Consider the following 13,290-nt stretch of genomic DNA (forward strand, 5'->3'; position numbering starts at 1 on the left):
CCATCCCCCCGGACGTCACACGGCTGCCCACCCGCGTCAGGGGGCGGCCGTCGGGTCATTCTGCGCACAAGACTCCCCCGCAGCGCCACTAACGCGACACCTCGGACACTGCCGGTCGCGCGGCCACCCACTTCCCGACGCGCCCGATTTCAGACTGTCAGGCATGGTTTGATGGCAATCGCCCGGATACCCTCGAGCAGATGCGCGATCCGCCCACCCTGCTCCTAGGAGGCCACATGAGCGCCGATCCCGCCCAGATCCCCGTCGTCATCCTGTGCGGCGGCATGGGCACCCGCCTGCGCGAGGCGAGCGAGAAGCTGCCCAAGCCACTCGTCGACATCGGCGGCCGCCCCATCCTCTGGCACATCATGAAGGCCTACGGGAACCACGGCTTCCGCCGGTTCGTGCTGGCCCTCGGGTACAAGAGCGACCTGATCAAGCAGTACTTCCTCGACTACCACCACCTCACCTCGGACTTCACGCTGAACCTGCGCAGTCCCGAGACCCCCGTCTTCCACAACACGGCGGGCGACGAGGACTGGGAGATCACCTTCGTCGAGACGGGCCTGACCACCGCGACAGCCGCCCGCATCCGCCGGGTCGCGCCGCACCTGGACGCCGACCGCTTCGCGCTCACCTACGGCGACGGCATCAGCGACGTGGACATCACCGCCGCGCTCGCCCACCACCTGGCCCAGGGCCGCCTCGGCACCCTCACCGGCGTGCACCCCTCCAGCCGCTACGGCGAGATGCGGGTCGAGGGCGCCACGGTCGTGGAGTTCAACGAGAAGCCCACGCTCGCCGACGGCTGGGTCAACGGCGGCTTCTTCCTCTTCGAGCGCGAGTTCGTCGACAAGTACCTCGACGACGACCCGACGGTGATGCTCGAGACCTCCCCCCTGCAGCAGCTGGCCCGCGACCGCGAGCTGAGCGTCTACGAGCACGAGGGGTTCTGGATGGGCATGGACACGTTCCGCGACTGGACCGAGCTGAACGGCCTGTGGGACAGCGGCCGCGCGCCCTGGAAGACGTGGGAGGACTGAGCGTGCGGGTGCTGGTCACCGGAACAGAGGGCTATCTGGGCAGCCTGCTCACCCCGACGCTGACGGCGCGAGGCGACGAGGTCACGGGCCTGGACACGGGCTACTACCGGTCGGGATGGCTGTGCCACTCGGGTGGCGAGCAGCCGCGCACACTGGTCAAGGATGTCCGCCACGTCACCGCCGAGGACCTCGCCGGCCAGGACGCGGTGGTGCACCTGGCCGAGCTGTCGAACGACCCGATCGGGGACCTGATCGGGGACGTCACCGCCGACATCAACCACCACGGCACGGTGCGCCTGGCCCGCATGGCCAAGGCCGCGGGCGTGGAGCGGTTCGTGCACATGTCCTCCTGCAGCGTGTACGGGGTGGCCGCCGGCGTCGTCGACGAGGACAGCCCCATCGACCCGCAGACCGCCTACGCCCGGTGCAAGGCGCTCGTCGAGCGGGATGTCGGCGCGCTGGCCGACGACTCCTTCAGCCCCACGTTCCTGCGCAATGCGACGGCGTTCGGCGCCTCGCCCCGGATGCGCTTCGACATCGTGCTGAACAACCTCGCGGGCCTCGCCTGGACCACCCACCGGATCGCCATGACCAGCGACGGGACGCCGTGGCGGCCGCTGGTGCACGGGCTCGACATCGCCAAGGCGGTGCGCGCCGTGCTCGACGCGCCCCGGGAGGCGGTGCACGGCCAGGTGCTCAACGTCGGCAGCGAGCGCAACACGTGCACGGTGCGCGAGGTCGCGGAGATCGTCGCCGCCGAGTTCGCGGGCTGCGACCTCGCCTTCGGGCCGCCGAGCGCCGACAACCGCAGCTACCGGGTGTCCTTCGAGAAGATCCGCGACGTGCTGCCCGGCTACGACGCCGACTGGGACGTGGCCGCCGGCGCCGCCCAACTGCACCGGGTGTTCGAGGCGGTCGCCCTCGACGACGAGACGTTCACCGGGCGCGGGCACACCCGCCTCAAGCAGATCGAGCACCTGCTCAAGACCGGCCAGGTCGACGAGCGGCTGTTCTGGACGGGGACGCTGTGAGGTACACGAGGACGGCCGTGGACGGCGTACTGCTCGTCGACCTGGAGCCGCATGCCGACGACCGGGGGTTCTTCGCCCGGGCCTTCGACGCCGCCGAGTTCGCCCGCAACGGGTTGGACGCGCACGTCGCCCAGGCGAACGTCTCCTTCAACCACCGGGCGGGCACGGTGCGCGGCATGCACCGGCAGATCCCCCCGCACGCCGAGGGCAAGCTCGTGCGCTGCACGGCGGGGGCGATCGTCGACGTGGCCCTGGACGTCCGCCCCGGCTCGCCCACCCACGGGCAGCACGTCATGGCCGAGCTCAGCGCGGCCAACCGCACCGCGCTCTTCGTGCCGCCCTACGTCGCCCACGGGTACCAGACCCTCGTCGACGACACGGAGGTGGTCTACCAGGTCAGCGGGCCGTATGTGCCCGGCGCCGAGCAGGGCTTCCGCTATGACGACGAGGCGTTCGCGATCGTGTGGCCGCTGCCGGTGACTGTGGTGTCGGCCAAGGACGCGGCGTGGCCGCTGGCCGACGAGCAGGTGGCGCGATGATCGTCACCGACACGCTGCTGCGCCAACGCCAGGTGGACGGCCGCCCGGTGCGCGTCGCGATCGTGGGCGCGGGGTTCATGGGCCGCGGCCTGGTCAACCAGATCGTCAACTCGGTGCCCGGCATGCAGGTGTCGGTGATCGTCGCCCGCCAACCCGAGCAGGGCGTGCGCGCCTTCGTCGAAGCCGGGCTGGACGAGGTGCGGGAGGTCGACAGCCCCGCCGCGCTGGACCGGGCCGCCGCCGCCGGGGTCGCTGCCGTCACGGCCGACCCCACCACCGCGACCCGCGCGCACTGCGTCGACGTGGTGGTGGACGTGACCGGCGCCGTGGAGCATGGCGCCCGGGTGGCCGTCGAGTGCATCGCGCAGGGCAAGCACCTGGTGCTGATGAACGCCGAGGTGGACGCCACAGTGGGCCCTGAGCTGGCGCGCCGCGCCGAGGCCGCGGGCATCGTCTACACGGGCTGCGACGGCGACCAGCCGGGGGTGCAGCTCAACCTGCACCGGTTCGTGCGGGGCATCGGGTTGACCCCGCTCGTCGCGGGCAACGTCAAAGGCCTGCAGGACCCGTACCGCACGCCCACCACGCAGCGCCCGTTCGCGGAGCGCTGGGGGCAGGACGCCCACATGGTCACGAGCTTCGCGGACGGCACCAAGATCAGCGTCGAGCAGGCCATCGTCGCCAACGCCACCGGGATGACAGTGCACCGGCGCGGCATGCTCGGCCGGGACCACGCCGGGCACGTCGACGAGCTGACCTCGCGGTACGACGTGGACGAGCTGCGCGCGATGGGCGGGGCCGTCGACTACGTCGTGGGCGCGCAGCCCGGGCCCGGCGTGTACGTGCTGGCGACCCATGACGACCCGCGCCAGCGGCACTACCTGGAGCTCTACAAGCTCGGGACCGGCCCGCTGTACAGCTTCTACGCGCCGTACCACCTGTGCCACTTCGAGGTGCCGACCACCATCGCGCGGGCGGCGCTGCTGGGCGACGCGGCTATCCGGCCTCTCGGGGCCCCGGTGGTGGAAGTCGTCGCCACCGCCAAACGCGACCTGCCGGCGGGCGCCGTGCTCGACGGGCTGGGCGGCTACGACTACTACGGCCAGGCGGAGACGGCGCCCATCACCCGCCGCGAGCGCCTGCTGCCAGTGGGCGTCGCCGAGGGCTGCGTGCTGCGCGAGGACGTGAAGCAGGACGCGACGCTCACCTATGACGACGTGGACCTGCCGCCCGGGCGGCTCGTCGACCTGCTGCGCGCCGAGCAGGCCATGATGTCGAAGGGGGCTCGATGACCGCGCTGCTGGCCCGGGCTGTCGCCTTCTACCTGCCGCAGTACCACCCCGTCCCGGAGAACGACGAGTGGTGGGGTCCCGGCTTCACCGAGTGGACCAACACCGCGCGCGCCCGCCCGCTGTTCCCCGGGCACCGGCAGCCCACCCTGCCCGCCGACCTCGGCTTCTACGACCTGCGCCTGCCCGAGGCCCGCGCGGCGCAGAGCGCGCTGGCCCGCGAGCACGGCGTCGAGGCGTTCGTGTACTGGCACTACTGGTTCGGCAACGGCTCGCGCATGCTGGAGCGGCCGTTCGCGGAGGTGCTCAAGACGGGCGAGCCGGGGATCTCGTTCTGCCTCGCGTGGGCGAACCAGACGTGGAGCGGCATCTGGCACGGCGCCGCCGACCGCGTGCTCAAGGAGCAGCTCTACCCGGGGCCGGAGGACGAGCGCGCGCACTTCGAGGCGGTGCTGCCGGCGTTCCGCGACGAGCGCTACCTGCGCGTCGACGACCGCCCGGTCTTCTACGTCTTCCGCCCCGAGGACCTGCCCGACGCGGCGGCGTTCGTCGACAGGTGGCAGTCCATGGCCCGGGCGGCGGGGCTGCCGGGCCTCTACCTGGTGGCCGAGGTGGCCGACCTGCTGGGCGGCGGGCCGCGGTTCTCCGGTGTCGACTCGGCGGGCTTCGACGCGGGCGCGTACATCCGCATGCCGGTCAACGTCACGCGACTGGCCACGCTGCGGATGCGCGCCGCGCGCAAGCTGCTGCGCTGGCCGGAGATCTACCCGCATGCCCCGCTGCCCGCACCGCTGCCGCCGACGTCGGCCCGGCTCCAGCCGAGCGTCTTCCCCAACTGGGACAACACCCCGCGCTCGGGCCGCCGCGGGCTCGCGATCACGGGCTCGTCCCCCGAGGTGTTCGGCAGGCATGTGCGCCAGGCCGTCTCCACGCTCGCCGACCGCCCCGAGCAGGAGCGGTTCCTGTGGGTGAAGTCGTGGAACGAGTGGGCCGAGGGCAACCACCTGGAGCCGGACCTGCGGCATGGGCGCGGCTGGCTCGAGGCCCTGCGGGACGGGTTGACCGGGAGCGGGGTGGCCGGTGGGTGAGCCGCTGCGCATCGCGATGGTCAGCTACTACCTGCCCTCGGGCAGCAAGATCGGCGTCGGCCACCAGGCGCATGCGCTGGCCTGCGAGCTGAGCCGCCGCGGGCATCAGGTCGACATGATCAGTGAGTGCCCGCCGGTCGAGGGCGCGCCGTACGCGCACCGCCGGGTGCGGCTGCACGGCCCGCTGCGCACCTTCCGGTTCGCGCAGGCGGTCCGGCGCCTGGACCTGTCCTCCTACGACGTGCTGCACGCGCACGGCGACGACTACTGGCTGTGGCGCCGGCGCGCCGCGCTGCATGTGCGGACTGTGCACGGGTCCTGCTTCGAGGAGGCGCGGCGGATCCGCGGGGCCAAGGAGCGCCTGCGGATGGTGCTGCTCGGGCTCAGCGAGGTGCTGGCCGCGGTCGTGGCCGACCGCACCGTCGTGGTGTCCCCGCACACCCGCCGGTGGGTGCCGCGCTCGCACGCCACCATCCCCAACGGGGTGGACGCGCGGTTCCACCCGGAGCCGCTGGAGCGCGCCGACCACCCGGTGATCCTGTTCGTGGGCGCCTGGCACGGCCGCAAGCGCGGCGCGGAGCTCGCCGCCGCCTTCACCCAGCATGTGCTGCCCCGGCGCCCGGACGCCGAGCTGTGGATGGTCGCCCGGGACGCCCCCGAGCAGCCGGGCCCCGGCATCCGCGTGCTGGGCGCGCTGACCGACGAGGAGCTGGCGGCGGCCTACCGGTCGGCCTGGCTGTTCTGCCTGCCGTCGTCGTATGAGGGCTTCGGCATCCCGTACGCGGAGGCGATGGCCTCGGGGCTGCCCGTGGTGGCGACCCCCAACCCCGGCGCGAGGTATGTCACCGACCGCGGGCGCGCCGGGGCGCTGGTCGCCCTGGACCGGATCGGGCCGCGGCTCGCGGACCTGCTCGACGACGCCCCCGCCCGGAAGGCGCTCACCGCGGCCGGGTTGGCGCGCTCCGCTCAGTTCACCCTCGCCGCGGTGGCCGACCAATACGAGGCGCTGTTCGCCGAGCGGCGCCCGGCCCCCGGAACGAGGGCGGCGCGCGCGCTGCCACGGAGCCGGACGGCATGAGCGGTCGCCTGCGCCTGGGCGCCTACGTGCTGGCCGCCGACCCGACCTGGGTGCGGTCGAGCGTGCTGCGCTACTACGCGCGGCTCGACGTGCTGGTGGTGTCCGTCCCGGTGGACGGCCGCGGCTGGACGGGCGCGCCGGTGTCCGCGCAGACCGCGCTCGACCTGATCCGGGAGATCGACACCCGGGGCATCGTGCGCGTCGTCACCGGGTCGTGGGTGCGGCCCGAGGACCCGCTCGCGGCCGACACCGCGCAACGCAACGACGCCCTCGCCGCTGTCGGCACGGACGTGGACTGGGTGCTGCAGCTCGACACCGACGAGCTGCTGCCCAGCGTCGAGGCCCTGGAGCGCGTGCTGCAGGTCGCGGGCGAGCGGGGCATCGACGCCGTCGAGTGGCCGATGCGGGTGCTGTACCGCAGGCTCCGCGACGGCGGGTACCTGCAGGTGGTCGGCGCGGACGGCGCCGTCTTCCACGAGTACCCGGCGCCGGTGGCGGTGCGGCCCGGCGCCCGGTTGGCGCACTGCCGCCGGACGGGGGGCGAGTTCCTCCGCCCGGTGGTGCGCGGCGACGTGACGTCCGTGCAGGTGACCCGGGCTCCGGAGCCGGGCGAGGTCCGCGTCGAGCTGCTCGACGCGGACGAGGCCATCGTGCACAACTCCTGGGCCCGCGCCCCGCTGTCGGTGCGGCGCAAGATCGCCTCGTGGGGGCACCACGCGGGCTGGCGCTCCACCGCCTACTACTGGACCCACTGGTGGCCCGCGGCCTGGTTGTGGCGGGGCCAGCGGCGCCTGCACCCGTTCGAGCCGGCGCTGTGGCCGCGGCTGGCCGCCGCGCCGCCGGGCATGGGCGCCCTGCTCCTGGAGGCGGACCGGTGACCGGGCTGCTGCCGGGCCCCGACGCGTCCGCGGCGCCGGCCTCCTCTCCCGCCGCCGGGGCGGTGATCGACACCCTGCACGTGGTGGTGCTGAGCTGGCATGGCCGCGAGGACACGCTGCGCTGCGTCGCGTCCGTGCTGGCGGATGGCCTGGCGCCCCACCAGGTGCTCGTCGTCGACAACGGCTCCGGCGACGGCCTCGAGCAGGCGCTGCGGGCGTTCGACGCCCGAGTGCGGTTCGAGCAGACCGGGGCGAACCTCGGCTTCACCGGCGGCATGAACCACGGGATCCGGGCCTGCCTGGCGCGGGGCGCGGGGCTGGTGTGCGTGCTCAACAACGACACCCAGGTCACCCCGGGGATGTTCGCGGCGCTCGTCCGCCATGCGGCGCCGGGCACTGCTGTGAGCCCTGAGGTCCGCTACCTGGACGAGCCGGAGGCCGTGTGGTTCGGCGGCGGGGTGGTCGAGGCCGATCGCGGTTGGCCCCGCCACCTCACGCCCGCCGAGCTGGCCCGGGACGACGCCGCCGACCCGACCCGCGTGCTGCGCGAGTCCCAGACCCTCGCCGGGTGCTGCGTGCTCGCGCCCGCGGAGACCTGGCGGGCCGTGGGGCTCTTCGACCCCCAGTACTTCCTGCTCTTCGAGGACGCTGACTGGAGCGCCCGGGCCCGCGCGCACGGGATCCGCCTGGCGGTGGCGCGGGACGCGGTGCTGCTGCACGCCGTCTCCGCGTCGTTCACCGGGCCCGGCCGGCTGCTCTCGTCCTACTACTACGCGCGCAACGCCATGCGGTTCACGCGCCTGCGGGTCACCCGGCGCCCGGCGCCGCGGCTGCGCTTCATCCGCGACCAGCTCGCCCGGCCCACGGCGCGCCGCATCCGCTCGGGCGAGGTGCGCGGCGGGGTGTGGGAGGCGCTGTTCACCGCCGCGGGCCTGGCCGCCGACGCCCTGCGGCGCTACGGCCCCGCGCCCGGCCCTGTGCTCCGCTGGGCGCGCCGCGCCGCGACTCCACCCCCCGCACCCCCTGCCCCCGACGACGGGACGAGGACACCATGACCACACCGACGAGGACGACGACGAGCAGGACCCCGGCCATCCAGGTCCGCGGCCTGTCCAAGCACTACCGGATCGCGCTGGACGATCGCCCCGCCACCGCGGGCGAGGCGATGCTGCGCCGGCTCAGGCGCCCGTTCCACCGCGCCGCGCAGGAGCGCTTCACCGCGTTGGACGGCCTCGACTTCGACATCGAGCAGGGCTCCGCCGTGGGCATCCTGGGCCGCAACGGCGCGGGCAAGAGCACGCTGCTGAAGCTGCTCACCCGGGTCGCGGCGCCCTCGGAGGGCCAGATCCGCCTGCGGGGGCGCGTCGGCAGCCTGCTGGAGGTGGGCACCGGGTTCCACCCCGAGCTCACCGGCCGGGAGAACGTCTACCTCAACGGCACGCTGCTGGGCATGCGGCGCGGGGAGATCCAGCGCCGCTTCGACGAGATCGTCGACTTCTCCGGGGTGGAGAAGTTCCTCGACACCCCGGTCAAGCGGTACTCGTCGGGCATGTACGTGCGCCTGGCCTTCGCCGTCGCCGCGCACCTCGACACCGAGATCCTCGCCATCGACGAGGTGCTGGCCGTGGGCGACGCGGAGTTCCAGGCCAAGTGCATCGACCGGATGCGCCGATCCGCGCAGGACGGGCGCACCGTGCTGTACGTCAGCCACCAGGTGCAGACCGTCACCGCGCTGTGCTCCACGGCGCTGTACCTGGAGAACGGCCGGCTGGTGATGCAGGGCGACGTGGACGAGGCGATCGAGCTGTACCGCACCAGCAGGGACCGGGCGGTGCTGGCGCCCACGGACATCGAGCGCCGGGCGGGCACCGGCGAGCTGCGGATCACCTCGGCCACCGTGTCGAGCCCGCTGTACCGCACCACCGAGGACAAGGCCATCGAGCTGGTGGTCGGCGCCAACCCGTCGTTCATCGGCAAGTACTTCGTCTCGTGCCACGTCAACGACCGCAACGGGACCACGATCCTGCAGTGCGACTCGCGCGTGAGCGGGATGTGGCTCGACGCCGCGCTCGACCAGAAGATCGTGCTCACCATCCGCTCGCCCTGGCTCAAGCCCGGCGAGTACTCGGTGGACCTGTACGTGTGCGCGTCCGGGGTGCTCGACGCGTTCGAGGGCGCCGGCCGGTTCGAGATCCACCCGGTGCTGCCGTATGAGCACGCGGTGTCCGACGAGGGCCTCGCGAACGGCCTCGTGCTCGCCGACTTCGGCTACGAGAGGCGTTGAGGCATGCCCCGCATGATCGTCATCAACCCGCCCGGACGCCTGCCGCTGCCCAGCCGCCGCGAGCTGTGGGAGGCCCGCGAGGTGTTCTGGCGGTTCGGGGTGCGCGACCTCAAGCTCCGCTACCGGCAGACGGTCCTCGGGGTGGGGTGGGTGGTGCTGCAGCCGCTGCTGAGCGCCGGCATCTTCTCCATCGTCTTCGGCCGCATCGCCGAGCTGCCGAGCGACGGGGTGCCGTACTTCGTGTTCAGCTTCGCGGGCATGCTGTGCTGGACGCTGTTCAGCGGGATCGTCACCCGCGCGGCGCCGTCGCTGGTGAGCAACCAGGCGCTGGTGTCGAAGGTGTTCTTCCCGCGGGTGCTCGTGCCGCTGTCCTCGGTGCTGTCCGTGGCCGTGGACGTGCTCGTCGCCGGGGTGCTGATGGCCGGGATGCTCGCCGTGACGGGCATCTGGCCCGGGTGGCCGCTGCTGCTGCTGCCGCTGTGGATCGTGCTGGTGGCGCTGCTCGCCTCCGGCATCGGACTGGCCGCCTCCGCGCTGATGGTCAGCTACCGCGACATCCAGTACATCGTCCCGTTCGCCCTGCAGACGCTGCTGTACGCGAGCCCGCTGGCGTACTCGCTGTCCGCTGTCGGCGAGGACTTCCGCTGGCTCTTCGACCTCAATCCCCTGACGTGGCTGCTCGAGGGGTTCCGCTGGTCGCTGCTCGGCCTGGAGCAGCCCGCCCCCTGGCAGTTCGTCGCGGCGGTGGTGACGAGCGTCGGCGTCTTCGTGGGCGGCATGCTCGTCTTCTCGAAGATGGAACGCGGCTTCGCGGACGTGATCTGAGATGGCGGCTCCTCAGCGGACCCCGGCCCGGCGGCGCCGAGTCCTGACGTCGGGCGCCTTGGCCCTGCTGGTCGGGCTGGCCGGCGTCGGCGCCTGGCAGATGCGCGGCTCCCCGCCGCCGGACGCGCCCGTCACGGTCAAGGCCCCCGGCGCGGAGGCGGCCCCCCTGTGCGGCGTGGCCGACGTGGGCCGGTACTCGGCGCTCGCCGGGGACCCCCCGACGGACGTGGTGGACACCGTGGTGGCCGACTTCACCGTCGACGGGGCGCCGCCTCACGCGCTGGCCGCCGACGGCGACGACATCGTGGCCCTCGCCGCCGACGACGAGGGGCTCACCGTCCTCCGCCTCGGCCCGGACGGCTCCGAGGTCGGGCGGTTCACGTCGCCCACCCCGCCGGGCGGCCGCACGCCGTCCTCGTTCGCGCCGGTGGGCGACGGGGTGGTGGCCCTCCCGACCAGCCGCTCCGACCAGAGCGCGGTGGTGGGACTCGGCGGCGACGGCTCGACGGTGTGGACCCTCGGCCTGGACCACCTGGGGCGCGGCGCCGTCACGGCGGTCATCGGCTGGTCGGCGGGTGTCGACGGCGCCGCGGCGGCGGTGGCCTTCGCCGACTCCCCGCAGTTGGCCCTGATCTCCGCCGACGGCGCCCTGGTGGAGCCGGACGGCCCCGAGATCGGCGGCGAGGCGTTCTTCCCGCAGGTCGACGGCACACTGGTGGCGCGCGCGGACGATGATGACGACGGGGTGCGGCTCAGCCGCTGGTCGGCGGCCGGGGAACTGCTCAGGGAGTTCGGCGGCCCCGTGGAGGGCGCCGCGAACGGCGGCCCCGCCGAGCTGGAACGGCCCACCGGCGTGGCCGTGGGGCCGCACGGCGGGCTGCTCGTGGCCGGGCCCCGGTACCGCGTCGTCGAGGTGGGCGACGATGGCGTGTGGCGGCGGGTGGGGCTGTCCGGCCAGGGCCAGGCCGCGGTGTTCGACTTCGCGGAGCAGAGCCCGCTGATCCGCTCCGGTGACGACTTCTACTTCGTGTCCTCCGACGAGGACGGCGGCGCGAGCCTGTCCCGGGTCGACGTGCCGGCCATGGACGCGCTGCTCGACTCCCCGGTGACCTACGACATCAACCACGCCTCGAGCCTGGACCGCCTCGGCTTCGGGGCAGGGCTCGTCACGGACACCCCCTACGGCTACTTCGGCCCCGGCGAGGAGCCGGCGGTCCACGTCGAGTTCGACAGCTGGTGGGGCGCGGTGTCCGCCGACTACGAGCTGCGCTACCGCGTCACCGGCGACCCGTGGGCCGAGCCTCCCGTGGAGGCCGTCACCGGCACGCTCGACCTGCCCGAGGACGGCGGCCGCGCCGCCCTCGACCTGCCGCCGGCGCGGCCCGGACCCTATGACGTGCACGCCGAGCTCGTGGACCGGGTCACCGGCGAGGTGCGCACCGCGACCTGCCTGCGCTACGCCGTGGGCGCGCTCGGCGCGGACTTCGACCCCGCGGGGCTGGCCGACGGCGCGGACTGGGGCGGCGCGCAGCCGCTGCGCGGCGTGCAGCTCGCCGACCAGCTCGGCATCGGGTCGTACCGCGTCCAGCTCGCGTTCGGCGACCTGGTCCCCGACCTCGGGGCCACGCCGGCGGTGTCGGCGCTCGACCTGGACGCGCTGCCCGGGGCCGAGCCCGACGACCCGTTCGCCGAGATCGCGGAGGCGTCCGCTGTGGCCGCGCGGAGCGGGGTGCGGCTGTACGTCCAAGTCGGCCAGGGCGGCGAGGCCGAGCACCAAGCGGTGCAGGACGGGACGTGGGGCGCATGGGCGGGCGCCATCGCCGAGGCGTTCGCCGCCGGGGCGCCCGACGTGAGCCTGTGGGCGCCGTGGAACGAGCCCAACAACACCGGGTTCGGGGACGGCGGCGAGTACGCCCGCGATGTGCTGGCCCCGTTCGCGCAGGCGGTCAAGGCCGCCGCCCCCGGCGCCCAGGTCATCGGCGGGAACGCCCTCAACCTGGTGGTCCCGTGGTACCAGCAGGTCATCGACGCGGGCGGCTGCGCGTCGCTCGACATCGTCGGCATCCACCCGTACACGGGCTTCAACCGCTCCTGGGACGAGGAGGGCGCGGACGGCCCGCTCGGCCAGATCGAGGAGCTGAACGCGGCACTCGAGGGCTGCGGGTCGCCGCCGGTGTGGAACACCGAGTCGGGCTGGTGGTCCGACGGGCCGGGCAACCACTGGGCGCAGGGACATGACGTCGCCCGCACGCTGCTGTGGTCGCGCGCTCTGGGAGTCGAGGAGTGGACGTACTTCTTCAGCGAGGGCGGCTGGGGTGAGGGCGGGTTCTCCTGGTCGCTGCTGCAGGTGGACAGCTTTGTGAAGCCAGGCGCCCTGGCGATGGCCACCGTCGCCGGGCTCCTGGAGGACCGGCCTCCACCCACGGTCGTCGACGCGGCCGTGCCCCACACCCACGTGATGCAGGTGGGCGAGCGCCCGGGCGGCGACGATCGGCTGACGGCCGTGTGGACGGACGACCTGGTCATGGAGGCGCAGGCCACCGCCGACCAGGACGTGACGCTCACCCTCACCGACGTGTACGGCGCCACCCGCGAGGTCGACGCGACGGCCGACGAGCCGATCACCCTGCCCGTGAGCGGCTCGCCTGTGTTCATCTCCGCGCCCAGCGGCGCCGAGGTCGCCATCACCACAGACGAGCCCGCCGGCCCCAACCTGCTCGCCGACGGCCAAGTCAGCGCCAGCTCCACCGGCGAGGACACCGACCCGGCCGCCGTGATCGCCCCCGACGGCGCCGGCGCCACACCCTGGCGCGCGGGCGCACGCACCGGCGACGGCTCGCTCGACCTGAGCCCGTGGCTGCAGGTCGACCTCCCGGAGCCCGCCACCATCGACCGGGTCGCGGTGGAGAGCGCCGGGCTGCGGTGCTGCACGTCGGCGCTGCGCGAGTACACCGTGAGCGTGCAGGGAGCCGATGGCGAGTGGACCGAGGTCGCGTCGAGCACCGGCCTGTTCTTCGAGCGCACCTCGCTCGTGCGGTTCGAGCCCGTCGAGGCCCAGGCCGTGCGCGTCCAGGTGCCCACCACCACCGAGCGCGGCGTGCGCGTGCCGCGGCTCAACTACTCCGGGCAGACGGGCGGGCTGCACCCCGCCTGGTCCCCGGTGGTCCCCGAGACGAGCTGGCCCGCGTCAGTCGTCTCGCTCGCGGCCTACGGGCCGCCCTCCTGAACGACTTCG

The 13,290-nt window shown here is 73.7% G+C and carries 11 protein-coding genes; all 11 read left to right on the plus strand.

Features of this window, described 5'->3' with window-relative positions; translation table 11 throughout:
• Nucleotides 1-236: 236 nt before the first annotated feature.
• Genes rfbF through QUV83_RS00545 form a run of 11 tightly spaced genes read left to right on the plus strand, consistent with a single transcriptional unit; the run spans nt 237 to nt 13,281 of the window.
• Nucleotides 237-1,043: a glucose-1-phosphate cytidylyltransferase gene (gene rfbF, locus QUV83_RS00495; RefSeq protein ID WP_289561624.1), complete on the plus strand. Its 807-nt coding sequence runs from the start codon at nt 237-239 to the stop codon at nt 1,041-1,043.
• The gene (locus tag QUV83_RS00500; protein WP_289561625.1) at nt 1,031-2,074 is read left to right on the plus strand and encodes an NAD-dependent epimerase/dehydratase family protein; all 1,044 of its coding nucleotides are present in this window, start codon (nt 1,031-1,033) and stop codon (nt 2,072-2,074) included. Before rfbF ends, QUV83_RS00500 begins: the two co-directional genes overlap by 13 nt.
• Nucleotides 2,075-2,091: 17 nt before the next feature.
• The gene (locus tag QUV83_RS00505; RefSeq protein WP_289561626.1) at nt 2,092-2,613 is read left to right on the plus strand and encodes a dTDP-4-dehydrorhamnose 3,5-epimerase family protein; all 522 of its coding nucleotides are present in this window, start codon (nt 2,092-2,094) and stop codon (nt 2,611-2,613) included.
• Nucleotides 2,610-3,905 (plus strand): NAD(P)H-dependent oxidoreductase, encoded by a 1,296-nt coding sequence (locus QUV83_RS00510; protein WP_289561627.1) that lies wholly within the window; start codon nt 2,610-2,612, stop codon nt 3,903-3,905. The genes QUV83_RS00505 and QUV83_RS00510 overlap by 4 nt, the downstream gene beginning before the upstream one ends.
• A complete protein-coding gene (locus tag QUV83_RS00515; protein ID WP_289561628.1) occupies nt 3,902-4,990 on the plus strand; it encodes a glycosyltransferase WbsX family protein in 1,089 nt (362 codons plus the stop codon). The genes QUV83_RS00510 and QUV83_RS00515 overlap by 4 nt, the downstream gene beginning before the upstream one ends.
• Nucleotides 4,983-6,068, plus strand: coding sequence for a glycosyltransferase family 4 protein (locus QUV83_RS00520; RefSeq protein WP_289561629.1), 1,086 nt, complete (start codon nt 4,983-4,985; stop codon nt 6,066-6,068). The genes QUV83_RS00515 and QUV83_RS00520 overlap by 8 nt, the downstream gene beginning before the upstream one ends.
• Complete coding sequence (locus QUV83_RS00525) at nt 6,065-6,946, plus strand: hypothetical protein (RefSeq protein ID WP_289561630.1); 882 nt, start codon at nt 6,065-6,067, stop codon at nt 6,944-6,946. Before QUV83_RS00520 ends, QUV83_RS00525 begins: the two co-directional genes overlap by 4 nt.
• Nucleotides 6,943-8,001, plus strand: coding sequence for a glycosyltransferase family 2 protein (locus tag QUV83_RS00530; RefSeq protein WP_289561631.1), 1,059 nt, complete (start codon nt 6,943-6,945; stop codon nt 7,999-8,001). Before QUV83_RS00525 ends, QUV83_RS00530 begins: the two co-directional genes overlap by 4 nt.
• Nucleotides 7,998-9,230, plus strand: a complete 1,233-nt coding sequence (locus QUV83_RS00535; RefSeq protein WP_289561632.1) for an ABC transporter ATP-binding protein — start codon at nt 7,998-8,000, stop codon at nt 9,228-9,230. The genes QUV83_RS00530 and QUV83_RS00535 overlap by 4 nt, the downstream gene beginning before the upstream one ends.
• A 3-nt stretch (nt 9,231-9,233) precedes the next feature.
• On the plus strand, nt 9,234-10,055 hold the full coding sequence (locus QUV83_RS00540; protein ID WP_289561633.1) for an ABC transporter permease: 822 nt from the start codon (nt 9,234-9,236) through the stop codon (nt 10,053-10,055).
• A 1-nt stretch (nt 10,056) separates the two neighbouring features.
• Nucleotides 10,057-13,281, plus strand: coding sequence for a discoidin domain-containing protein (locus QUV83_RS00545; RefSeq protein WP_289561634.1), 3,225 nt, complete (start codon nt 10,057-10,059; stop codon nt 13,279-13,281).
• Nucleotides 13,282-13,290: the final 9 nt, after the last annotated feature.

The sequence above is a fragment of the Cellulomonas cellasea genome, assembly GCF_030372105.1.
GTDB classification, from domain to species: domain Bacteria; phylum Actinomycetota; class Actinomycetes; order Actinomycetales; family Cellulomonadaceae; genus Cellulomonas_A; species Cellulomonas_A cellasea_A.